Below are 24,926 nucleotides of genomic sequence, written 5' to 3'. Positions count from 1 at the left end.
ACTATTAAACTTAAAATTACATATGCTCTGGCGCACTAATACCTAGCAATTTGAAACAGGTATTTAACGTTCTTTTCAATAGCATAATAAAAAATAATCTACCACGAGTTTGCTCGATATTATCTTTATTTATGACTTTATTACTACCATAATAACTATGAAACAGTTGAGCTAACTCTAAAACATAGTAAGTCAAAAGATGAACTTGATAATTAGTTGAAATAGATTCAAGTAAATCTTTTAAATATGCTATCTTTTTAATTAAAAATCGTTCAGATTCTGATAAAAACTTATAATCATCAAAACTTATTGCATTTTCATTACAAGTTTTTAACTCTTCTTGAGCTTTATTCAGTATACTTATAGTACGAACATAAGCATACTGAACATAATATACGGGATTTTCATCAGTCTGTTTTAGTGCCAAATCTAAATCAAAATCTAAATGAGCATCTGCTTTTTTATTTAAATAAAAGAAACGAGCAACATCACTTCCTACTAAATTAATTACATCTTCAAGAGTTACAATTCTTCCAGCTCTCTTTGAAAGCCTTAGTGTTTCACCACTTTGTTTTATAGTAACCAATTGATAAAGTATAACAGTTAGATCATCAGGATTATAACCTAAGGCTTCCATTAGGCCTTTTAATCTATTGACATAGCTATGATGATCTTGACCAAGAATCATAATAATTTTACTAGCACCTCTTGCAATTTTATTCTCTAAATAAGCAATATCAGCAGCAACATAAGTATATTCACCTGAAGATTTTTTAACTACACGATCCTTATCATCACCAAACGCAGTGGATTTAAACCATAAAGCTTCATCTTTTTTATATATATAATTTTGCTTTTCTAGTTTTTCAATAGAGAGCTCTATAGAATTATCGTGATGTAAAGTTTTTTCTGAAAACCAAACGTCATAATTAATACCATACTGTTCTAGCGTTTTTTCTATCTTATTAAGTAAAAAATCTTTTGCGTATATACTAAAAAAAGCAAGATCTTTGCTTTCAATATCTTCTTGAGTTTTTAGATTATATTCTTTAACGCACTTTTTTGCCAAATCGATTAAATATTCTCCATGATAAGCATCGTCAGGCAATTCAATCTGAACTCCTACTTGCTGTAAACAACGAATTTTAAAAGATTGACCAAGTTTTTCTATTTGATTTCCAGCATCATTTATATAAAATTCTTTGGTAACTTTATTTGACAAAAATTTCAAAATATTAGATAGAACATCTCCAATTATACCACCACGTCCATGACCAATATGCAAAGGCCCTGTAGGATTTGCACTAACAAATTCAAGAGAAAAATCCAACTCAGTTTCTAAATAATTTTCATGTATAGACTTAGATTTAAAAAAGTCTTGATCTTTAATAAACATATCATGAGCTAACTCTTTGATTGTATCTAAAGTCAAAAATATATTAATAAAACCAGGTCCTGCTATATCTATATGATCAATATGTTTATTTTTAAAATTATTTTTGATATCTTGTGCAATAGATTTAGGATCTCGCTTTAATTGCTTTGAAATTAAAAGTGCAACGTTAGTAGTAATGTCACCAAATTGCTGCTTAGAAACATCAACATTTAAAGAGGTGTCTAAATGTGACAAAGAATTAATATCAAAGGAATAATTAGATTCTATATAACTATAAAGAGTATTTTTTATTTGCGAAATTATATCCATAATGGGCCCTTAAATTTTTAATAATAATTTTAATTACATTAAGAATAACACACTATGGTATTTTATAAAAGCTATAAATAATGGCCAGCGCCCTTAGTAGATATCGGTTGTTTTGACTTTGTTTTTAGGAGTACTTATTAAAGTCAAAGGTAACTACTATCAGGCGCTGAAGTAACTTTATCTTATATAAATATTAATATAAAATTTTTTAGACAATTAGCAATAGAATAGTTTTTTTGATGCAAAATTTATTAGAATATATTTATTTGAAGCATAAAGTCAAACTATTATAAAAATAAATTTTGATAAAATGGTGTTATTATTGTATAATTAAAATTGAACTAAAAATAGAATAATTAAAAATTAGAAAATATTTTATATAAATATAGTATTAGGATAACATAAAAAAAATGAAAATAGCTGTACTATTATCAGGTGGAGTAGATAGTTCTGTAGCATTAGCTCTACTGAAAGAACAATATGGCAAAAAAGCCTTAGAGGCTTTTTACCTAAAAATCTGGTTAGAAGATGAACTTGCTTATTTAGGCAACTGTCCATGGGAAGAAGATTTATCCTACGTAGAAGCTGTTTGCAAACAACTTGATATAAAACTTAATATTCTATCTTTACAAAAAGAATATTTTAAAGAAGTAGTAGGTTATACAACTCAAGAAATAAAATCTGGCAGAACGCCTAATCCGGATGTATTATGTAATCAAAAAGTTAAATTCGGTGCATTTCTATCAAAAATAGACAGCAGCTTCGATTTTGTTGCAACAGGTCACTATGCCCAAATTGAAAGAATAGATAATCAAACTCTATTAAAATGCTCTAAAGATGAAATAAAAGATCAAACTTACTTTCTAGCTCAGCTTAATGAGGAACAAATTTCAAGAGCTCTTTTTCCAATAGGCCATCTATCAAAAGATGAAGTTCGAGCTTTGGCTCAACAATATAATTTACCAAATATGAATCGTAAAGATAGTCAAGGAATATGCTTCTTAGGAAAGCTTAAATTTAATGACTTTATTAAAGCTCATTTAGGTGAAAAAAAAGGAAATTTAATAGAATTTGAAACAGGAAAAAAACTGGGCACTCATAACGGTTTTTGGTTTTATACTCTAGGACAACGTCAAGGTATAGGTTTATCGCATGGACCTTGGTATGTAGTTTCTAAAGATATAAAAAATAATATCGTATACATCTCATCAAATTATTACTCTAATGATAAAAAAAGAGATAATTTAATAATCGAATCCTGTAACTGGCTCATTAATAAGCCTAATCAAGATATATTTAATAAAAAATTAAAAATTAAATTAAGACATGGTCCAAAATTCAATTATGCTTCTTTAACTCAAATAGATAATGATAAGTATCAAATAATACTTGATCATAATGATCAAGGAATAGCCCCTGGACAATTTGCAGTAATATATGATGACAATATTTGTATACTAAGCGGAATAATAAGCAATTAGAAAAATGTCTAAATTTTTTAAATTATTATTTTCAACTTGACATTATTTCAATTTGGTCTTAGTATTATAAGTAGTAAGAATCTGCAAATTAGGGTAAAAATATATGAACTATTCAATTATATTAATAATTTTAAGTATAATAAATATAAATCTGGCCTATGCTTCTCAGAGAACACTTAAGGATAAAAGTAAATATGAAACATCTACTGAGTTAGAGTTTACCATGCTTCCTGAAGAAATCCTTGATAAAATTATGAGGACCATTATACATTTAGGCAATTTTTACTCCACAAAATCTCATAAAGATGTTATTAAAGCGTACTTAAAGGCAAGACATTTAAATACAGTATTTTATAAATTAAGCCAGAATAAAAATTTCTTAGAACAATTCATCGGAATTAGAAATTCCGACGTGGAAGTAATAATAAAAACAATTAAGAATTATCTTTATTTATATAAACAAATAGAAGAAAGACAAACATTTAACGAACAATCCATTCTACATAAAGAAGACATAAAAAGAATTAATGAATTAGACAAAATAATTATGGATAACATCTTAAGAAATTTTTACTACATAGAAAATAAAAAATTACTTAAAAATATTATTTTACATATCAAACAAGTAGGAGTTAATATAGATATCCAAGATGATTATGCTCAGAATGCATTAATTCATGCAGTAAAGCTAGGTTATTCTAAATTGGCATCAGCATTAATAAAATCTAATTCTAATTTAAATGTGAAAGACTTTAAAAAAGATAGTCTTTTAACTAATTCGATATCAAGCCAAAAATTACATACAACAGACCTTCTTTTAAAACATAAATTAGATATCAATTATGAAAATAAGTTTCTTAATGTAACACCTTTACATTTAGCTGTTAAGAATAAAGATAAAGGTATACTAAAATTATTATTAGAAATGCCAGATCTAAAAATTAATCAAATAGACTCCCAAAAAGGCTATACTGCCCTTATGATAGCTGCAAAAAAATTAGCTTTAAGAATCATAGAAATGTTAATTCAGTATGGAGCTGATAGTAAAATTTCAAATAAAAATGGCAAAAAAGCAATAGATATATTTTATAAATCTAAAAATAAGTACATTAAAAAGAAACAAATTACAAAAAACTATCAAAAAAAATTATATCGTATTGAAAAAATTTTAATTAATAGCTAATTTAGTCCTTAGAAAAATATTTATTTTTGTTGTATATTATATTTAAGTAGAAATTAATGAATAATAAAAATTACAAATTTAAGACATAATTCAGGATTAAATAATATGGACAGCAACAAAAATAAAAATAATCTCACGCCATTAATGAAACAGTATTACGATATAAAAAATGAACATCCAGATACATTATTACTTTTTCAAGTGGGTGATTTTTATGAATTATTCTTTGAAGATGCAATCAAAGCTTCATCCAATCTAGGGCTGGCATTAACTCATAGAGGAACAGACGCTAATGGCCACCCTATACCACTTTGTGGTGTTCCTACACATGTTTTAGATCATTACTTGATTAAATTAGTAAAGGCAGGATTTAAAGTTGCTGTATGCGATCAACTGGAAACACCAAAAGCAGGAAAAATAGTAAAACGTGGAATAACACAGGTTCTTACTCCTGGAACTTTAACTGATTTAAAACTTTTAGACGAAAAATCAGCTTCTTATCTTTGTACGTTTTTTCCTACAATCGAAAATAATATATTAATATTTGCAGAACTTTTAACGGGACAACTATTTATAACATCTATTGAAGATAACACATCTAAATCTATAGAATCTGAGATACTAAGATTTATGCCTGACGAAATCGTAATTCCTGATACTAAAGAAGCAAAAAAGTATATTTCTACCTTTAAACAATTTAGTAATGTAACAGTTGAAAGTTTCGATATACTTACAAATAATTTTGATACAAAAACTACTATACTTCAAGAATCTAAAATTTGGTTCAAAGAACAATTTGATCAAGAAAATAATAATATAGATAATCTAAAAAACACTGATGCTTTCAATTATGGGCTAGCAACTTTTTATAAATTTCTCAAAAGAAATAACGAAAAAGCATTAAATCAAATAAAGACTCTATCTATTTATAATCAAGAAGATTTTTTAATATTAGATGCAGCAACTCAAAAGAACTTAGAACTTATTAAAAATTCTAAAGACGGAAGTTCAAAAAACACTCTATTTTCAGTACTTGATCAAGCTGTTACCCCTATGGGTTCAAGAACTATTAAAAAGTGGATAACACGACCATTAATAAAGAAAGATTTAATAGAAAAAAGATTAGATTCAGTAGAATTTTTAACTCAAAATATAATTTTTAAAGAAAATATAATAAAATATATTCAAAAAATAGGCGATATAGAAAGAACTATTGGACGCATTGCTTTATCGCGAGCCCAATTACATGACTATATCTTATTAGCTCAAGCCCTGGAATTTGTACCGTTAATAAAACAAGAATTATCAACTCATGCCATTGATAATAAATTATTAAGTGCAATAGGATCTAAAATTAGTGACTTTTCTCAAATTCATAATTTATTACTAGATTCTATAAATACCGATACTACTACTCAACGTTTAATAAAAAAGGGTTTTAATCAAGAAATAGATCGCTTGAGAAATTTAATAGAGCATGGTGCCCAAGAGATTTTTAAGCTTGAGAAAAAAGAACAGGAAAGAACCGGTATTAATTCTCTAAAAATTAGATATAATGGCGCTTACGGCTATAGTATAGAAGTAACAAAAGCCAATCTTAATTCTATTCCTAATGATTATATAAGAACTCAAACTTTAACCAATAAAGAACGTTTTACTACTCAAGAATTAAAAGATCTTGAATATGATATAAGTAGAGCAAATAATGATATTGAAGAAATTGAAAAAGAAGTTTTTGCACAAATCAAGCGTGAAGTTGAAAAGTACTTAAATCACTTAAAAAAGTTATCTTATTCTTTATCTTATCTAGATGCTTTAATTTCTTTATCTCAAGTTGCTTATAATAACAATTATTCAAGACCAGAATTTAATGGCCAAAAAGAGATTGTTATAGAAAATGGAAGACATCCAGTAATTGAGTTTAACTTAAAAGAAAAATTCATACCAAACTCAACTACACTTAATCAAGAGCAAACTCTATGGATTATTACAGGACCTAATATGGGTGGAAAATCGACTTATTTACGTCAAGTAGCTTTAGTTTGCATTATGGCTCAAATAGGTTCATTTGTTCCTGCCAAAAATGCTAATTTATTTATTTTAGATAGAGTTTTTACACGTATTGGTGCGTCTGATAATTTAAGTGAAGGTAAAAGTACTTTCTTAGTTGAAATGGAAGAGACTGCACTAATTTGTAATCAAGCTACTGAAAACAGTTTAGTAATTTTAGATGAAGTAGGACGGGGGACAAGCACTTTTGATGGTCTTGCTATTGCTCAAGCAGTAATTGAGCATATTTATAATAATATAAAAGCAAGATGTCTATTTGCTACACATTATCATGAACTTACAGAGCTTAATAAGAAATTTAAAGATATAGTACTTTATCATGCTGCTAGCACTAAGTCAGAAGGCAGCATAGTTTTACTTCATAAAATTTTACCCGGTATCGCTGAATCGAGTTTTGGTTTAGAGGTAGCTAAATTGGCACAGTTACCTAAAGGTTTAATTAACAGAGCTCAAGAGATTTTAGATAATTTAAATAATAAGAATATTAAAGATAATATATATTAATGTATAAAAATAAAGAGCATATTTAAATTATGCTCTTTTAAATTAAATATGTTTATATTTAAGTAACTTAATATTTTTGTTAATATATCAATATAAATATTTATGTTAATTATGTTGAGAATATTATGATATTAAAGAAGCTGCCAATTTATATAAGTGATTTTAAAAAGATGATTCAAGATAATTACTTATATATAGACAAAACAGAATATATTTATAAACTCTTTAAAGATAGCACTCAGTATTATTTTTTATCGCGTCCAAGAAGATTTGGAAAATCACTTTTAGTCTCAACTTTAAAAGAACTATTTTCAGGCAATAAAAAACTTTTTAAAGATTTATGGATATACAATAGTGATTATGAATGGCAAGAATATCCTGTTATTCATTTAGATTTTTCTCAAATTCCTCATCTAACTGCTCAAGAATTAAGAAAAAACATTAATAATGAATTAAATATAATTGCTACAAATTACAACCTTAACTTAAAATATAATGATACTCCAGAATCTTCTTTAAAAGAGTTAATTGAAAATTTATCTAAGATAAATAAAGTAGTAATTAATAGATGAATATGATAAGCCTATACTTGATCATCTTAACAATATAGAAGAAGCTGAAAAACAACGAGAAATTTTAAGAAGCTTTTATGGTGTTATTAAAGGTCAAGATGCTAATTTACGGTCTGTTCTTTTAACCGGAGTAACTAGATTTTCAAACACTTCTATATTTTCTGGACTTAATAATTTAAACAATATTACACTTAAACCTGAAGCTGCTCAATTACTTGGCTATACTCAAGAAGAGTTACTTAAATATTTTACACACTATATTGAAAATTTTGCTAATAAATTAAATATATCTAATCAAGAATTATTATTAGAGCTTAAAAAATATTATAATGGTTATAGATTTTCTAAATTAGATTTGAGAGTTTATAATCCATTTTCAGTTCTTTATAGTTTAAATGATCAAGAAATTACAAATTACTGGTTTACATCAGGAACTCCTACTTTCTTAATTCATTTAATCTCTAAACAATATTACTCTTTAGAAACTTTAGATCAAGTTGAAATTAGCATAAATAATTTAGATAACTTTGATATAGAAGATATAGAACTTGTAACATTATTATTTCAAACCGGTTATCTAACCATTTCTGATTATAATAAAGTAACTCATAAAGTTAAATTAAGCTTTCCTAATTATGAAGTAGAATATTCTTTTACTAATTTTTTAGTCAAAGCTTTGTCAAAAGTAACCCAAAATAAATTGAGTTTATTAAGCTCTAAATTAATAAAAACTCTAGAAAATAGTGATATAGCTCAATTCTGTTATAAGTTAGAGATACTATTTTCAAACATCCCTTACTCAATAATATCAGGGGAAAAAGAAAGTTATTATCATGCACTATTACAATTTTTATTCAGTTTATTATCTTTAGAATCTCAATCAGAAATATTGACTAATAATGGAAGAATCGATTTAGCTCTTGAGACCAAAAACTATGTTTATATCTTTGAATTTAAATTAAATAAATCAGCTCAAATAGCTCTTGAACAAATCAAGGATAAAAAGTATTATCATAGATTTTTAGATAAAAATAAAAATATAGTACTAGTTGGTCTAAATTTTATCAATAATAAAGATAAAACAGAGCTTGATTTTATAGCAGAAGATATTAATTAACGCCAGTTCAATAAAAAAGAAGAAAAAAAGAAAAGAGTAAAAAAAAGTTCCTTAATTTTATAATTTATCTATTATCTACTATACTGAAATTAATAAGACGTCAATTAAATTATTAAAAGAGCTGCAGCAGTTATAATAAATAAATTATTCATTAATTTACTATACCCTGAGAAATTATGATTTTAAAAAAATTACCAATTTATATAAGTTCCTTTAAAGATATGATAGAAGGCAACTTTTTATATATAGATAAAACAAGCCATATTTACGATCTTTTTAACGGTTATAAACAATATTATTTTCTATCACGACCAAGAAGATTTGGCAAATCTCTTTTAGTCTCAACTTTAAAAGAGCTATTTTTAGGCAATAAAGAGCTTTTTAAGGATCTTTGGATATACAATAGTAATTATAACTGGCAAGAGTATCCTGTTATTCATTTAGATTTTTCAGTTATTTCTCATAGATCTTCAGAACAATTGGAAAAAAATCTAGTTAAACATATTAATAATATTGCTCAACATTATAATATTAATATTGGTCAAAATCAAAATCCAGAAGAAGCATTTTATGATCTTATTCAAGAATTATCTAAAATAAACAAAGTAGTAATATTAATAGATGAATATGATAAACCTATACTTGATCATCTTAATAATATAGAAGAAGCTGAAAAACAAAGAGAAATTTTAAGAAGTTTTTATGGTGTTATTAAAGGTCAAGATGCTAATTTACGGTCTGTTCTTTTAACAGGAGTTACTAGATTTTCAAAGACCTCTATATTTTCTGGTCTTAATAACTTAAACGATATTACACTTAAACCTGAAGCTGCTCAATTACTTGGTTACACTCAAGAAGAGTTACTTAAATATTTTATGCCTTATATTGAAAACTTTGCTAATAAATTAAATATATTAAATCAAGAATTATTAAAAGAATTGAAAAAATATTACAATGGTTATAGATTTTCTAAATTAGATTTAAAAGTTTATAATCCATTTTCAGTTCTTTATAGTTTAAATGATCAAGAAATTACAAATTACTGGTTTACATCAGGAACTCCTACTTTCTTAATTCATTTAATTTCTAAACAATATTACTCTTTAGAAACTTTAGATCAAGTTGAAATTAGCATAAATAATTTAGATAACTTTGATATAGAAGATATAGAACTTGTAACATTATTATTTCAAACCGGTTATCTAACCATTTCTGATTATAATAAAGTAACTCATAAAGTTAAATTAAGCTTTCCTAATTATGAAGTAGAATATTCTTTTACTAATTTTTTAGTCAAAGCTTTATCAAAAGTAAGCCAAAATAAATTAAGTTTATTAAGCTCTAAATTAATAAAAGCTCTAGAGAATAATGATATAGCTCAATTCTGTTATAAGTTAGAGATATTATTTTCTAGTATCCCTTACTCAATAATATCAGGAGAAAAAGAAAGTTATTATCATGCACTATTACAATTTTTATTTAGCTTATTATCTCTAGAATCTCAATCAGAAATATTGACCAATAATGGAAGAATAGATTTAGCTCTTGAGACCAAAGACTATGTTTATATTTTTGAATTTAAATTAAATAAATCAGCTGATATAGCTCTTCAACAAATAAATGATAAAAAATATTATCACAGATTTTTAGATAAAAATAAAAAAATATTACTTGTTGGTTTAAATTTTATCAATAGTAAAGATCAAACAGAACTGGATTTTATAACAGAAGATATTATTTTAGGATAAAATAGAATCTTAATTTTGCCACCAATAATTACATCGTGTAATTTATTATCATTAAAAAAATTAAAAATATTCAAGCTTTTAATTTTTATTGTACTTTATAGTCTTAAATTTGTTATACTTATAGTACATGAAAATTATGCATTACGAAAATTTTTATTATGATAAAGGAGGTAAAGATGAAAATAATTAATAAATTTTATATTCTTATGATATTAACAACAATAAATACAAATAAAATTGCTATGCAACAAGAGGAAGAAACAAAAACAGAATTTCCTAAAGAAATACTTACTTTGGGCAAAATGGCAAGTTTACCAATAGCAAAAGAAGCATTAAATATTTATGATAAACAACTTGAAAAAAATCCTGAGACCGCATTTAACTTTATGAAAGAGTATTTAAATAAGACTCAGCTTCCTCAGGATATTATTTATGAGGAAATTTATTGCTCCATAATTAATCAAATAGATAGGCCTGATGTATTTATAAAAGAATTAAATAAAAATTACGACATATCACTCTTTAATAACCTATGTTATGATTCTAAGTTAAATATAGCAGAAACCATAATAGACTATATAGCAATGCCTGAGCATCATAATATAGATATTTCAATAGATGATTTGAAAATTCTTTTAAATAATATAATACAAGATTATTCCACTTCAGAAATACGTATAGAAAGATTTTACATAGATCTACTAGAGTATTTAACAGATTACAGCATGGATTCAGACGAAATAGCTCCTTCTTATTATAAAATTCAGGAACTTATTGTAATAGTAAAAGATAAATTAATCAATTTATTAAAAGCTTTTGTAGAAAAAGAGAAAGAGAATAAAATAGAATTAATAGGAAAAACTCCTGATAACATAAAAGAAGAAGCTTTAAAAATCATTTCAGCTTTTGATTCAGATGATAAAATTACGGCTAACAACATTCTAAGCAAATTATCTAATAATGAAATTAACCAAGTACTTGATTATATTTATGGAGAATATTTTCCACAAGAAGCTAGATATTTAGATCAAAGTATATATTTTATTCAGTTTTTATTTCCAGAAAATCAAGTTATGGATATAATTTCTGATCTTTATCAACGTCTTTCTAAGTATTATCCTAGATCAAGTGAAATCGTTTATGAAAATAAATTGATGAGCAACCCCAATATTCAAGATATTATTCCATTGCTTATCGGATATATGAAATGGCTAGAGTATGGTGTAGTAAAATTTAAAGAAAATGAGATTTTTAAAAACCTTGAAAATATTAATAGCAATACTAATAAAATAATTGAACAACAAATAATTTTGCATTATAAAAATTTTGGACTAAATTTTGTTGATGCTCTTTTATCGGACTTACGATATGAAATAATGAGAAACGAGAATTTAACAAATAAGGATAAATATAATAGACTAAAAATTATTAGTGACATTCTTGATAAAATTATTAATGATAATAGTTTACCAGAGGACAATTTGCTATACTCTAATCAAGAAGAAATTAATACAGATTTAACAGAATTAAAAAAAGAAGCTCCTGAATAACAAAGTTAATTTATATACTTAAGCTAGCCATAATTATTATGGTTAGCTTATTTATTAAGGCTAAAATATTATATCAGAACAAAAATTTTTAATAATCATACTATATTCTGTGCTTGTTCGCGTGCTTTTTCTATCTCTACTTTAATGTTTATAGCAATACTACTAATTATAGAATCAGAACATTTAGCAGCAATTGTATTGATTTCTCTAAATAATTCTTGAAGAGTAAAATCTATTTTTTTGCCTTTTTCAATTACTGAAGATTCTAACAATTGTATTAAACTATCAACATGAGTCTTAAAACGTACTATTTCTTCATGTATATCGATTTTTTCTAATTGATTATAAATAATTAAAGATTGTGATTCTTTTAAAGAACCATTATTTTCATTATTATCACAAGAGTACTGAGCCAAAGACTCTAATGCTTGATTAAGAGTATTTTGTCGTTCCTTTACAACTATCTTAGATCGAGGTTCTAATTGATCAATATATTCTTTTATCAATAAAATACGATTTAATAGATCTTGACCTATAGCTTTGCCTTCCAAGACACGTGTCTCAATTAAAGATTCAACCATTTTCTCTATATGGAACATAATATTATTGGTTATATTATCTTCTATAGGTTCTTCTTTTATAAGAAATATATTTGGTAATTTTATAAGATCTTTTATCTCAAAATCACCAATAATTGCATGTTTTTCTTTAATTAATTTTACTGAATTAATATATTGAGATATAAGACTAAAATCAGGTTCAATAGGATGAGAAAGTAAACTAGGATTACTAATATAAAGTGAAAAGCTAACATTACCCCTATGGAGTTTAGATTTGAAATAGCGCATTAATGTTAATTCCAACTTGCTAAGAGAAAATGGAAGCTTAGCATTAAATTCAAAATATCTAGAATTCAAAGACTTTAATGTCATAGTTACATTAAGACCTTCTTTAACAGGTAACATTACACTCAAAGAACTAAATCCTGTCATACTTAAAATTTTTATATTCACTCTATATTTCCCTGATTTTTAATTAATCTAAATTAGTATATACATTTTGAACATCATCAAGGTCTTCCAAAGCGCTTAAAAAGTCATAAGCTTTTTCTTCATCTTCTTTATTTAATGATAATGTATTTTCTGGAACCCATTCAATTTCTGCACTATCGATTTTATAACCAGCATCCATCAAAGCTTGCTTAACTTCATCAAGTACACGAGAATCACAAGTAATCGTTGCTATATTATTTTCTGTATCTATATTTATATCTTTTATATCATAATCTAAAAGGTTCTCTATTAAAGAATCTTCAGTTACATTATTAGCAACTATTCTTATAACTCCCAAACGATGGAACATCCAGCTAACTGCACCATTTTCAGCAACTATACCACCCTTTTTACTAAAAAGATGTCTAAGCTCTGCAATTGCTCTATTTTTATTATCAGTAAGAACTTCAACTATTACACCTATATTACCTGGTCCATAACCTTCATAAGTATAACTTTCATAAGCTTGTCCTGGCAATTGACCTAACCCTCTTTTTATAGCTCGTACTGAGTTTTCTTGAGGCATATTAATTTCTTTTGCTTTTTCTAATAATAAACGTAATTTAGCATTAGCTGCTGGATCACCTCCACCAAGACGAGCTACAATGCTAATTTCTTTAATCAATTTGGTAAAAAGTTTACCTCTCTTTGAGTCTTCTTTTGCTTTTTTATGTTTAATTTGAGACCACTTGGAATGACCTGCCATTAAATCTCCCTAAAATTTTATAATTTTGATTTTAATTCAATTAACTTTTTATAATTTATTTGACGTCCACGAGGAGTCTTTTCAATATAACCACAACGCATTAAATAGGGCTCATAAACATCTTCTATTGTATCTTTATCTTCACCAATCATTGACGCTATAGTCTCAAGACCAACGGGGCCTCCGTCAAATTTTTCAATAATAATTTTTAATATCAAATGATCAACATATGTCAATCCATCTTTATCGATAGACAAAAATTCTAAAGCTTTATTAACCACTTCTTGATCTATTTTATCAATATCTTTCACTTGAGCAAAATCTCTTACTCTTTTAAGCAACTTTTTTGCAATACGAGGAGTTGCACGTGATGCTCTTGCAATAGATAAGGCCGCAATATCATCAAGATTAAGTTTAATAAAAGAAGCGCTTTGCAATATAATTTCTTTCAAGTCTTCATCAGAATAAAAATCAAGTCTTTCAATAATCCCAAATCTACTTCTTAACGGCGCTGAGATCATTCCAGCTTTTGTAGTTGCTCCTATTAAAGTAAATTGAGAAATAGGTAAATTAACAGACTTTGCTCCTGCTCCTTGACCTATAATTACATCAACTTTAAAATGTTCCATAGCATTATAAAGCACTTCTTCTACATTAACTTTCATGCGATGAATTTCATCGATAAATAGTATATCTTTAGGTTCAAGACTACTTAATAAGGCAACCAAATCCCCTGTGCGTTCTAACATAGGACCGTTACAAATTTTTATAGATACATTCATGACATTAGCCATAATTTGAGCAAGCGTAGTTTTGCCAAGACCAGGAGGCCCAAAAAGCAACATATGATCTAAAGGTTCTGATCTCATTAATGCCGCTCTAGTATAAAGAGCTAACTTTTCTTTTAATTCTTTTTGACCTAAATAATCATCGAATTTTTTAGGATGAAAATCGTAAGAATCTTGAGAGTAAGAATCCTGAGATTCTTGCATAAATAACATACTTAAATTATCGATAGATTTCATTGATTACTGCTCAAATAATATCAAAAACTGCATTTATACGTATTTTAGCATATTATAAATACTTTGTTAATAATTAAAATTATCAATTAAAAATCTTAATCAAAAGTTAACTAATATTTTTTCTCTCATACTCTTTTATTAATTTTACTATAGTTTTGTATTGTAATGAATTATTTTTTAAAAATTTAAAATCATTTAAAGTTCTTATAGCAATATCTAAAGCTGTTTGACCATTATTATTTCTAAGATTAAGCTCTATGTTTTTACTTAAGAATAATTGAACAATTTCTACATGACCAACTTTAATTGCTTCCATTAGAGCAGTACAGCCCGTTAATGGGTTTTGATCATTAATATTGTCGACAGCTTTATCAATTAACAAATTTACTATAGGCAAATGACCATAATAAGCAGCTAGACTCATAGCATTATCACCCATATTATTTCTATAATCACTATTAGCATTTCTTTCAATAAGTAATTTAAATATATCATAATAACCTTTCATAGCAGATATCATTAAAGCTGTACCTCTTTTAGAATTAATATCAATATCAGCATCATTATCTAAAAGTAACGTTACTATGTCTTTATTACCAGATTCAACCGCTTCAATTAAAGGAGTTATATTCCAATCATTTTTAGCATTAATATCAGCGCCTTGATCAATAAGTAATTTAATTATATCATAATGCCTTTCTTTAATCGCATATATTAAAGAATTATTGCTACCAATAACTCCGGGTGCTCTTATAGAATTAGTTATAGCATTAACATCAGCTCCTACATCAATTAAAAATTCCACTATATCTCTATAACCAAATTTAGAAAAAATCATTAATGCAGTATAACCATAATCACTTCGAATATTAATATTTGCCTCATTTGCTATTAAATACAGAACTTTTCTTAATAAAACTTCAAGCTGAACTTCATTAAATCTTGAGTTATTAAACGCTTGATCCAATATTTTACGCACTTCTATATCTACTTTATCATTATTTTTTTCTAATTTAACTTGTATATTATTCTTTAAATAATCAAATCTTTCTTTTCTAAAATTTTCAATGCTTATTTTTATTTGATTACTATATACTTTGCATATTGCTCTAAATATTTGACAAGTTTTAGGGACATAAATACATTCATGACATATATCTTCTATTATTTCTTTAAGATTTTTTTCACATGTTTTAATAGATACATCAAAAAGATTATCAAAACTATTAAAATAATCTTTTATTGTCTGATCTATAACCTGTTTTAAAATAAGCAAAGCCATTTCGTTAGGCAAATCAGTAATTAATTTTTCACTTAAATGATTTTGTCGAAATAATGACATTGAATTTAAATTATAATTAAAAATTAAAAGCAAATATAAAAACCTGATTAAAAAATTCTTTTTCATCTCTATCTTTAATCTTAATCTGTAATATCTTAAATATTATCTTGCTTTCTTATATGCTTTTCTATTAATTGAGCTATTTTTGTATGACCAAATTTTCTCGCAATATCTAAAGCAGTTTCATTAACTTCATTTTTAGTAAATACATTAGCACCATTTGATAAAAGCGACTTAACTATTTCTTCATGTCCTCTTTCAACCGCATTCATTAATACTGTTATATTTCCTAGATCATCTACAGCATTAACATTAGCTCCATGTCTTAAAAGTAAGTCAACTATTTCGCTATTACCTTTTATAGTGGCCCATATTAAAGCAGTATAACACATATTATCTTTAATCTCTAAATTTGGTTTATAACTCAAAATCAATTCAACCATATCTTTTCTTTTACTTTGCACCATACGAATTAAGAGAGTACGTTTACATTCATCTTTAGCATCTATACTACACCCTATACTTATTAACCATTTAAAAATATCTATATAACCATGGTCAATAAAAATAGATAAGACATTATTACCACTAAATTGAGTTATGATCTCTTTATTGGCACCTTTAAATATTAAATCGATAATTTCTTTTAAATAATAGCAATAATTTAAATTTTCTTTTTGACTTAAATCAATTTTACTCAAGCACAAAAATAAAGCTTTATCAATTTTTACTTGAGAAGTATTAGTTAACTTTATTTCTTCTAACTTTAATTTGATATTGCTTGCTAAATAATCAAATCTTTCTTTTCTAAATTTCTCAATAGCTCTTTTTTTACGATTACCATATTCATTGAATATTGCTCTAAATATTTGACAAGTTTTAGGGACATAAATACATATATTCCATATATCTTCTATTATTTCTTTAAAATTCTTCTCACAGGTTCTAGTAGATACATCAAAAAGATTATCAAAACTATTAAAGTAATCTTTTATTGTCTGATCTATAACTTGTTCTAAAATAAGCCATAATACTTCTTCAGGTAAATTAGTAATATTTAACGCTAGATGTAAACTATTTAGATCAGCTTTTTCTGACATTTCCATAGATTTGATATTAGTAAAAAACATTGTGATTGACAAAGCTATACCGATAAAGAGCTTTTTTAATTGCATTTTATTGCCTTTTTTTTTAAATAATAAATACATTTGTTATTAATTATAAAATTCAAAATAAAATATGTCAAAAAGTTAACCAATCACCACAACATCAAATTGCAATTATGAGCTTAAAAATATATAATTTATAATATTACTGTTATTTCTAAATCTTCTAAAAATATAATATTATGAGTAAACATTTTACTAATTTGCATCTTCATACGGAATATTCTCTGCTTGATGGTGCTATTGCAATAGACAAATTAATCAAATTTGGAAAACAAAATAATTTTAAAGCTCTATGTATGACCGATCACGGTAATATATTTGGTGCAGTAAGATTCTTTGCTCAAGCTAAAAAAGCCCAAATAAAGCCTATTTTAGGAATTGAAGCTTATTTTACTCAAGATGTTAAATTAAAAGATGCAGAAAATAAATATTATCACTTGATTTTATTGGTTGAAAATGCAATTGGTTACAAAAATCTTTGTAAATTAATCTCTTATTCATATCAAGAAGGTTTTTACTTTAAACCTAGAATAGATTATAGAATTTTAGAAAAACATTCTGAAGGATTAATTGCTACTTCTGCTTGTCTTGGAGGGCATATACCAAGTTTACTTATGCAGAATAATGAACAAGAAGCTGAAAAAAAAATAGACTGGTTCTTAGATGTTTTTGGGCCTGAAAGATTTTATTTAGAGGTTCAGCCGGAAGACCAAAAAGAACAAATAATACTCAATCAAAAGATTTTTGAAATAAGTAAGAAAAAAAATATAGAGTGCGTAGCAACTGGCGATTGTCATTATATTTTACCTGATGATAGAGAAGCTCATGAGGTTATGTTATCTATTCAGACTCATCATAAGATAACAGATGCCAATAGATTTACATTTGGTGACTGTAGAGTACATATAAGAACTGAACAAGAGATGTTGAATATATTTTCTCAACACGAAAGTGCAGTCTGGAACAGCGGTAAAATTGCCGATATGTGTAACTTTGATTTTGAAACAGGAAAATTATTTTTCCCTCAATTTGAGATCCCTCAACAAATAACTCAAGAAGAATTTTTTAAAAATTTATGTCAAGAAGGATTTAAAAAGTTAATAGAAAAAGGCTCTATAGATTCAGATAAAATCGAAATATACCAGAAGCGATTAGATTTAGAAGTCTCTCTTATTACTAAAATGGGCTTTATAGGATATTTCTTAGTTGTAAGTGACTTTATTAAATGGGCAAAAATAAATAATATACCAGTAGGACCAGGGCGCGGTTCAGCTGCTGGATCTATAGTTGCTTGGTCTTTAGAAATTACCGATATAGATCCTATTAAGTATAATTTACTTTTTGAAAGGTTCTTAAATCCTGAACGTATCTCCATGCCTGATATAGATATCGATTTTTGTATAGAAGGTCGAGATAAAGTAATAAATTATGTAAAAGATAAGTACGGACATGATAAAGTTTGCCAAATAATTACATTTGGAACTATGATGGCAAAAGGTGTAATAAAAGATGTTGCTCGTGCACTTGGGTTTCCTTTTGAGGATTCTAATGCAATTACTGAATTAATTCCAGATCAACTTAAGATTACACTTGAAGAGGCTATAGACCAAGAACCGAGATTAAAAAAATTAATAGAAAGCAACTCTAAAGTAGCTCATATCTTTAACTTAGCTCTCAGATTAGAAGGCCTTACTCGTCATGCATCTAAACATGCTGCAGGTATCGTTATATCTCCAGAACCAATATCTGATGTATTACCGGTTTATATACCTCCTAAAAGTACTGATTTAGTAACTCAATATGCAATGACAGAGCTTGAAAGCTTAGGCTTTCTAAAAATGGACTTTTTAGGATTAAAAAACTTAACTTTGATAAAAAATACATTAGATTTAATTAAGAGAAATCATAATATAGAAATAGATATAAGCAAAATACCAATAGATGACAAAAAAGCTTATGATTTAATGTCTGCCGGAAAAACATCAGGAGTATTCCAGTTAGAATCTGATGGCATTAAAGACGTTCTAATAAGATTACAGCCAGAGGTCTTTGAAGACGTTATTGCAGTCAACGCTTTATACAGACCAGGACCTCTTGGATCAGGTATGGTCGATGATTTTATTGAGAGAAAGCATGGGCGCCAAAAAATAGTATATCTGTTTGATGAACTTGAAAGTATTTTAAAAGAAACTTATGGGGTAATCGTTTATCAAGAACAAGTAATGAAAATTGCATCTACCATTGCCGGTTATTCTTTAGGAGAATCAGATATCTTAAGAAGAGCAATGGGTAAGAAAAAAGCAGATGTAATGGAAGAACAACGTGCTATTTTTACAACAAAAGCTATAGAAAATAACTTTGATGGTAAAAAAGCTGGAGAGCTATTTGATTTAATGGCCTATTTTGCTGGTTATGGTTTTAACAAATCTCACTCAGCTGCTTATGCTTTAATTGCTTATCAAACTGCTTATTTAAAAGCCAATTACTGTGCTGAATTTATGGCTTGTTTAATATCTCTAGAATCATCTGATGCTGAAAAAATGTCTTTCTACTTACAAGAAGCAAAAGAACTGGGTATCGATATTTTACCTCCCGATATTAATTATTCTGAAAAAGATTTTACTGTTATTAATAACCAATTAAGATTTGGCCTAAGCGGTATTAAAAACGTAGGAACAGCTGCTATTTCTAATATACAAGAGACTTTGTATGAAAAAACCTCTGATAAAAAACTCTTTAAAGATCTATTTGATTTTTGTAAAAGAGTAGATTTAAGAGTATGTAATAAAAAAGTAATAGAAAGTTTAATTTGTTCAGGAGCACTTGATAGTTTACCTGGAAATAGGGCTCAAAAATTTGAAGAGCTAAATAAGATAATCGACTTAGCTCTTGAAAAGAAAAAAGAAGAATTAACAGGACAGATGGGTCTCTTTGATATATTTGCAAAAGCCAAATCAAAAGATGAATTTGCAGCTACTACTTATAACTTTCAATTAAAAGAAGAATGGCCAGATAATATAAAATTAGAGAAAGAAAAAGAACTTCTTGGAATATATATTAGTGCACAGCCCCTTGATAGTTACAAAAAAGAAATCAAATGGACTAAAGTATCTAATTTATCAGATCTGCATAACATAAACGATGAAAAATTGATTACATGCTGTGGAATAGTTAAAAGCAATAGGACTATAACAACTAAAAAAGGCGATCCTATGGCATTTATCTTAATAGAAGATTATACATCAAAAGCTGAAATAGTTGTCTTTCCTAAACTATTTAATAAAGTGGAGCCATGGTTGAAAAATTATAATATATTTATAGTCAAAGGAATTATAGATCCTACTTCTAATAAATTAATCAAAATCAAAGCTCAGAGTATTGTTCCCATAGACCTTATATTTGAAGAAAGTATATCTAATAAGTTAACATTAAATTTAAAAGACAATACTAACGAAAAATCTATTATAAAAATTAAAGAAAGTATAATTTTTGGATCTTCAACGTTGGAAATCAAATTTAAAGAAAATGAGCAATTAGTAAAAATAGAAGCTAAAGATAAAATAAAAATAAGCAAAGAGTTACTTGAAATAATAGAACAAGAAAATATAGAAACACAAATAGATATAGTTTAAACTATATCTATTTATTTAAAATTTTAACTACATATAGTAATCAATTCTTGATATACTCCATTTAAAAGTCTATAAATTTGATTATACTTAAGACTCATATCTTTATGATAAATAGATTTAAATATATCTTTTTGGGATTCACTAAAATCGTTTTCTTTTTTTAACTGTTCTTTAACATTTTTAGAATCATTTGATAGACTTTCAGGCTTAACATAATTTCGTACTGCAATCAGTACTGGATTAGAAGATATAATATCTGTCTCTAAATTGATAATCAGATCATTATTGAGTATATACTTATTATCTACTATATTAAGTATCTCAAGCAAATTAAATATAATGTAATTTCTAGAATTTGAATGCCCTGGATCAGTACCGTTAAGCATAACTCTTAAGTTCTTTATTTTTTTCAAATCTTGTAACTCAAATTTACGACAACTCAATGATGTTAAATCATCAGTAGTTATAGCTCCTATAGCTGCTACTAAATCACTATTTGAGTAAAATTGTGTTAATTTTTTAAATTGTAACGGTTTAAATTTATCTTCTGTTTTATCTCTTACCGGACATGCCAAATGTATGGCATGATCTACAAATAAGTTGGCTGATAATAAACGAGTTGCATTATTAACTACATTACACCCATGACTATGAGCAATGGTAAATACTTTATAATCAGAATAAAATTCATTTAATAAAGATGCTAAAATAACTGCTGCATTTTGCCTTGCTGGGGTATTATTATGGCCACTCCACTTAAAAGAAATAACCTCTACAGGGATCATTTCTTTATCTGCCATTTGTTTACCAAATCTTAAAACATTACTGTAAAAAATAGAAGTTGGATCATAGTAATCAGGAGCTTCAGGGACAAAAGTTCCATGTAAAACCACAATAACAACAGGTTTTTTGGATTCAGAGTAATTAGCAGGAACATACATATCAGATTCTCTTATGCCAATATCTTTAGAATATTTCAAATCATCCGACATAATGGTAGACAAATAACCAAATTTCAATTTTAACTGATCATGAGACATTCTATGCCACTTTTTTCTTTCAAGTTGCGCCCATTGATTAATGTTCAATTTAAAATTAGGTACTTCATTTGTGTCACTAATTAACAAATCTTCAAACTCTTTTTCAAGCTCAGACAAGTTTTCATCTTTACTATTTTGTATATCTTCGCCTTTATTTCCTCTATAAACTCTACTTACTTGATCCTTTAGAGTTTTATAAATATCACTAAAAAAACCTGAATTAACTAAGTTAACTATGGTAATTAAAACAATAACATAAATAGCCCTCTTTAAATTAGTGCTCATAGCGCGCTCCATTTTTTATTTCAAATAAGAATATTATAAGATAAGTATAAATAAAAAATAAAATTGAAGTCAATCAATAAAAATGCTATTTGCCATCTAAAGAAAAAAGAAAGAGTTATAAATCTCTTTCTTTTTTAATATTATTAAGAAGATAAATTTAAAAAATTATAGCAATTCACCTGCTAATCTACTGAGTTCACTTCTTTCACTAATTTGAAGATAAACAGAACCAAAAATACTATGTCCTTTAAATTTATTAGTAGTAACTACAAGACCATTACTCATAAAATCAAGATAAAGCGAATCTATTTGGTAAGGATCACCAGCTAAAATAATCTTACTACCTTGACCAACACGAGTTATTAAGGTTTTTACTTCATGAGGAGTTAAATTCTGAACCTCATCTATTAAAATATATTGATAAGGAATAGATCTACCTCTCATATATGTTATAGCTTCTAAGCTGATTTTATTTTCCCTTAAAAGAACCTCAAGTGGAGGTACTCGCTTGGGAAAAATATTAGTTGTTTTTGACTTATCTTTACCATGTCTTCTTCTTTTATTGTTATTACCAACATTACCAGTACCAAAACCTTGATAAGGTTCTTCTTCTTTATAAATGCTTGAATATCTAGCATTAAGGGAATGAGCAATAAAGTCCATATTATCATAAACAGGCTGCATCCAACTTAAAAGTTTTTCCTGAATATCTCCAGGTAAATAACCAATATCAGGTCCTAAAGGGATAACAGGACGAGTAACTAAAATTTTTTCATACTCACTTTTAATTAATACTTTATCAAGCCCTGCAAGCAATGTTAAAAAGGTCTTACCAGTTCCTGCTGGACCTAAAAGGGTAACTAACTTAACTGAATCATCAAGAAGTAAATCAAGTGCCATTAACTGCTCTACGTTTTTAGGTTCTAAAGGCAAATTAAGATTAGGAGCTTTAACAACTTTAAACTTTGCAGGTTTATCTTGGCCTAAATATCTATAAACTACATAATTAAATGGATTATGCTGACTTTCTAAAATAACAAATTGATTAACAGTTAATAGATTTTCAGCCTCTAGTCTTAAAAGTTCTTCAGGCAAATCTCTTTTTAACTCAATTGCTGGAACACTCACTCTAATCCAGCCACGATAAAGATTTTCTTTAGTTACACTATTTTTTAAATAATCTTGAGAATCTATACCCAAAACATCAGCTTTAACACGAGCATTGATATCTTTGGTTACAAATTTAACATCAAAACCTTTTTTTAAAAGACAATTGGCAAGAAGTAAGATCTTATTGTCAACTATATTCTGTTCAAGAGCAAAGTTTTTAGCTTCACACTCATCACAAATAAAAACTATCTTTAATTTAGATCCATTATCAAGATCTACTCCTGATTGCAAAGATCCTTTAGAACGTAACTGATCTAAACTTCTTATAACAGTTCGAGCATTATATGCTCTTTCGGAAGTTTCACTTTTAAATTTATCAAGCTCTTCAAGCACAAATATAGGTATAGCAACTACACCATCTTCGAAATTAAATATAGCCTGAGAGTCAAACGCCAATACATTTGTGTCTAAAATATAAACTTTATTACTTAAGGTCATAGATCTATATTCCTATATTATACTTTATAACTACTTATAAGCTAATCGGATTAAAAGTATCATAGTAACATTGATTTAACAATAAATAAGATAAAATTATAAAATAAATCTTTACAGAGATCCCTATTTAAGAGATCTCTGCTTATATATTAACTAATTAAATCCAATAATTTTTGCCAAGCTACTTGAGCTGTTTGTACATCACCACTTGCAAGACATGTTTGACCTGTATTGGATAAGTCAAGTACATATTTTGCTAATTTAGCTCTTCTATTGCAGGTCTCAGCATCTTCAGATTTGATCAAACTTATTAAGCAATTATTCGATAGTCTGACAAAGTTATCCTGCAAAGTCTGTTTTTCAGGATCTTGATATTTATTTAAGAAAGAAGGAAATGCTTTGTTTATAATTTCTTATCCAGGTCATTGGATAAGCTGTGTAGTTTATAAATATAAGAATTCACCTACAAACTTTATATTTGTTGATTCTCTTAATATCGATCGCACCAAATGCAAGAGATCCATTGAATTTACTAATATTTTTCTAGATAAAACAAATAGTAATTTAGAAACATCTAATGATACAACAGCTCCAAAAGTAATATCCAATGCTAATTTCAATATTATAAAAATAGAAGAAGATCCAGAGTGGAACAAAGAAGATATTAATATGCTTAAAGAAGAAACCAATGATAATATACATGAAGAAAATGATCAGACAGAAAAAAAATCAACCAGTACAGATTCTGTACAAGCAGAATCTAATGAAAAAGCATCCTTTCAGGCAACTCCTAAACAAATAGAAGCTCTAGCAAAATCTTTCAAAAGAGAGCCGCAGCTTGACTCTAATCATTTAGCAGGAGGACTGCCTATTAAAATATCTAGATTCATTAAGCAAATAAAAGAATATCCTCAAGAATTTAAAAAAGGTGAACGAAATATAGTCTTACTAGGACCTCCAGGATCTGGTAAAACTACTATTGCTGAAATTATTGCAAAAGAATTAGACAAAGAATTTTATTCTATAAATGCAGGAAAATTAATAACCCCTTTTCAAGGATCTGCTTCTTCTGCTTTAAGTATGCTATTCGAGTACATAGAACGATCTTTATGCTGGAATTTATTATGATCAAGATAA

General features: G+C 26.9%; 18 protein-coding genes and 1 pseudogene. 10 read left to right on the top strand and 9 right to left on the bottom strand.

The window, feature by feature from the left end; translation table 11 throughout:
• Positions 1-16 precede the first annotated feature (16 nt).
• The gene (argS, locus tag BABL1_RS04610; RefSeq protein WP_023792982.1) at positions 17-1,705 is read right to left on the bottom strand and encodes an arginine--tRNA ligase; all 1,689 of its coding nucleotides are present in this window, start codon (positions 1,703-1,705) and stop codon (positions 17-19) included.
• 410 nt (positions 1,706-2,115) lie between these two features.
• On the opposite strand from argS, the gene mnmA reads away from it, so the two are divergent.
• From mnmA to BABL1_RS04580, 8 genes and pseudogenes are all read left to right on the top strand, one after another.
• Positions 2,116-3,186, top strand: coding sequence for a tRNA 2-thiouridine(34) synthase MnmA (mnmA, locus tag BABL1_RS04605; protein WP_023792981.1), 1,071 nt, complete (start codon positions 2,116-2,118; stop codon positions 3,184-3,186).
• Between the two features lie 103 nt (positions 3,187-3,289).
• Entirely contained in the window at positions 3,290-4,369 is a 1,080-nt protein-coding gene (locus BABL1_RS04600) for an ankyrin repeat domain-containing protein (protein ID WP_023792980.1), read from the top strand.
• A 105-nt stretch (positions 4,370-4,474) separates the two neighbouring features.
• Entirely contained in the window at positions 4,475-6,943 is a 2,469-nt protein-coding gene (gene mutS, locus BABL1_RS04595; RefSeq protein ID WP_023792979.1) for a DNA mismatch repair protein MutS, read from the top strand.
• Positions 6,944-7,068: 125 nt separating this feature from the next.
• Positions 7,069-7,515 carry an AAA family ATPase gene (locus BABL1_RS05315; RefSeq protein WP_023792978.1) on the top strand — a complete coding sequence of 149 codons (447 nt, stop codon included), beginning with the start codon at positions 7,069-7,071 and terminating at the stop codon, positions 7,513-7,515.
• Positions 7,508-7,615 (top strand): annotated as a pseudogene (locus tag BABL1_RS05620) (AAA family ATPase); the annotation flags it as partial. The gene BABL1_RS05315 and the pseudogene BABL1_RS05620, both read left to right, overlap by 8 nt.
• A 255-nt stretch (positions 7,616-7,870) precedes the next feature.
• Complete coding sequence (locus tag BABL1_RS05310; protein WP_053335901.1) at positions 7,871-8,632, top strand: PD-(D/E)XK nuclease domain-containing protein; 762 nt, start codon at positions 7,871-7,873, stop codon at positions 8,630-8,632.
• Positions 8,633-8,808: 176 nt separating this feature from the next.
• Positions 8,809-10,380, top strand: a complete 1,572-nt coding sequence (locus tag BABL1_RS04585; protein ID WP_023792977.1) for an ATP-binding protein — start codon at positions 8,809-8,811, stop codon at positions 10,378-10,380.
• A 176-nt stretch (positions 10,381-10,556) separates the two neighbouring features.
• Positions 10,557-11,930, top strand: a complete 1,374-nt coding sequence (locus tag BABL1_RS04580; protein ID WP_023792976.1) for a hypothetical protein — start codon at positions 10,557-10,559, stop codon at positions 11,928-11,930.
• A gap of 95 nt (positions 11,931-12,025) precedes the next feature.
• Here the strand turns inward: BABL1_RS04580 and BABL1_RS05305 are convergent, their stop codons facing one another.
• The 5 genes from BABL1_RS05305 to BABL1_RS05300 all read right to left on the bottom strand — a co-directional run bounded on the left by BABL1_RS05305 (position 12,026) and on the right by BABL1_RS05300 (position 17,230).
• Positions 12,026-12,943 carry a YicC/YloC family endoribonuclease gene (locus BABL1_RS05305; RefSeq protein WP_023792975.1) on the bottom strand — a complete coding sequence of 306 codons (918 nt, stop codon included), beginning with the start codon at positions 12,941-12,943 and terminating at the stop codon, positions 12,026-12,028.
• 22 nt (positions 12,944-12,965) lie between these two features.
• Entirely contained in the window at positions 12,966-13,688 is a 723-nt protein-coding gene (locus BABL1_RS04570) for a YebC/PmpR family DNA-binding transcriptional regulator (protein WP_023792974.1), read from the bottom strand.
• Positions 13,689-13,705: 17 nt separating this feature from the next.
• Positions 13,706-14,713 (bottom strand): Holliday junction branch migration DNA helicase RuvB, encoded by a 1,008-nt coding sequence (gene ruvB / locus BABL1_RS04565; RefSeq protein WP_023792973.1) that lies wholly within the window; start codon positions 14,711-14,713, stop codon positions 13,706-13,708.
• A gap of 106 nt (positions 14,714-14,819) precedes the next feature.
• Positions 14,820-16,055, bottom strand: a complete 1,236-nt coding sequence (locus BABL1_RS04560; protein ID WP_171814742.1) for an ankyrin repeat domain-containing protein — start codon at positions 16,053-16,055, stop codon at positions 14,820-14,822.
• 95 nt (positions 16,056-16,150) lie between these two features.
• Positions 16,151-17,230, bottom strand: a complete 1,080-nt coding sequence (locus BABL1_RS05300) for an ankyrin repeat domain-containing protein (protein WP_023792970.1) — start codon at positions 17,228-17,230, stop codon at positions 16,151-16,153.
• 173 nt (positions 17,231-17,403) lie between these two features.
• On the opposite strand from BABL1_RS05300, the gene dnaE reads away from it, so the two are divergent.
• Positions 17,404-20,856, top strand: a complete 3,453-nt coding sequence (gene dnaE, locus BABL1_RS04550) for a DNA polymerase III subunit alpha (RefSeq protein ID WP_023792968.1) — start codon at positions 17,404-17,406, stop codon at positions 20,854-20,856.
• A gap of 23 nt (positions 20,857-20,879) precedes the next feature.
• On the opposite strand, the gene BABL1_RS04545 is transcribed toward dnaE, so the two are convergent.
• The 3 genes from BABL1_RS04545 to BABL1_RS05525 form a co-directional block, all read right to left on the bottom strand.
• A complete protein-coding gene (locus tag BABL1_RS04545) occupies positions 20,880-22,193 on the bottom strand; it encodes a hypothetical protein (protein WP_171814741.1) in 1,314 nt (437 codons plus the stop codon).
• Positions 22,194-22,346: 153 nt separating this feature from the next.
• On the bottom strand, positions 22,347-23,789 hold the full coding sequence (locus BABL1_RS04540) for a PhoH family protein (RefSeq protein ID WP_023792965.1): 1,443 nt from the start codon (positions 23,787-23,789) through the stop codon (positions 22,347-22,349).
• Positions 23,790-23,938: 149 nt separating this feature from the next.
• On the bottom strand, positions 23,939-24,094 hold the full coding sequence (locus BABL1_RS05525) for a hypothetical protein (protein WP_171814740.1): 156 nt from the start codon (positions 24,092-24,094) through the stop codon (positions 23,939-23,941).
• A 94-nt stretch (positions 24,095-24,188) separates the two neighbouring features.
• Here BABL1_RS05525 and BABL1_RS04535 point away from each other — a divergent pair, with 94 nt between their 5' ends.
• Positions 24,189-24,917, top strand: a complete 729-nt coding sequence (locus BABL1_RS04535; RefSeq protein ID WP_023792962.1) for an AAA family ATPase — start codon at positions 24,189-24,191, stop codon at positions 24,915-24,917.
• Positions 24,918-24,926 lie beyond the last annotated feature (9 nt).

This window comes from Candidatus Babela massiliensis, assembly GCF_000513475.1.
GTDB lineage: Bacteria > Babelota > Babeliae > Babelales > Babelaceae > Babela > Babela massiliensis.
The sequence above is the reverse complement of the archived record's forward strand: the minus strand, read 5'-3'. Positions and strand labels throughout refer to the sequence as shown.

Bases quoted from the DNA above. Each gene is read 5' to 3' on its own strand.
- argS (WP_023792982.1), bottom strand. From the start codon at position 1,705: ATGGATATAATTTCGCAAATAAAAAATACTCTTTATAGTTATATAGAA.
- mnmA (WP_023792981.1), top strand. From the start codon at position 2,116: ATGAAAATAGCTGTACTATTATCAGGTGGAGTAGATAGTTCTGTAGCA.
- BABL1_RS04600 (WP_023792980.1), top strand. From the start codon at position 3,290: ATGAACTATTCAATTATATTAATAATTTTAAGTATAATAAATATAAAT.
- mutS (WP_023792979.1), top strand. From the start codon at position 4,475: ATGGACAGCAACAAAAATAAAAATAATCTCACGCCATTAATGAAACAG.
- BABL1_RS05315 (WP_023792978.1), top strand. From the start codon at position 7,069: ATGATATTAAAGAAGCTGCCAATTTATATAAGTGATTTTAAAAAGATG.
- BABL1_RS04585 (WP_023792977.1), top strand. From the start codon at position 8,809: ATGATTTTAAAAAAATTACCAATTTATATAAGTTCCTTTAAAGATATG.
- BABL1_RS04580 (WP_023792976.1), top strand. From the start codon at position 10,557: ATGAAAATAATTAATAAATTTTATATTCTTATGATATTAACAACAATA.
- BABL1_RS04570 (WP_023792974.1), bottom strand. From the start codon at position 13,688: ATGGCAGGTCATTCCAAGTGGTCTCAAATTAAACATAAAAAAGCAAAA.
- ruvB (WP_023792973.1), bottom strand. From the start codon at position 14,713: ATGAAATCTATCGATAATTTAAGTATGTTATTTATGCAAGAATCTCAG.
- BABL1_RS04560 (WP_171814742.1), bottom strand. From the start codon at position 16,055: ATGTCATTATTTCGACAAAATCATTTAAGTGAAAAATTAATTACTGAT.
- BABL1_RS05300 (WP_023792970.1), bottom strand. From the start codon at position 17,230: ATGCAATTAAAAAAGCTCTTTATCGGTATAGCTTTGTCAATCACAATG.
- dnaE (WP_023792968.1), top strand. From the start codon at position 17,404: ATGAGTAAACATTTTACTAATTTGCATCTTCATACGGAATATTCTCTG.
- BABL1_RS04545 (WP_171814741.1), bottom strand. From the start codon at position 22,193: ATGGAGCGCGCTATGAGCACTAATTTAAAGAGGGCTATTTATGTTATT.
- BABL1_RS04540 (WP_023792965.1), bottom strand. From the start codon at position 23,789: ATGACCTTAAGTAATAAAGTTTATATTTTAGACACAAATGTATTGGCG.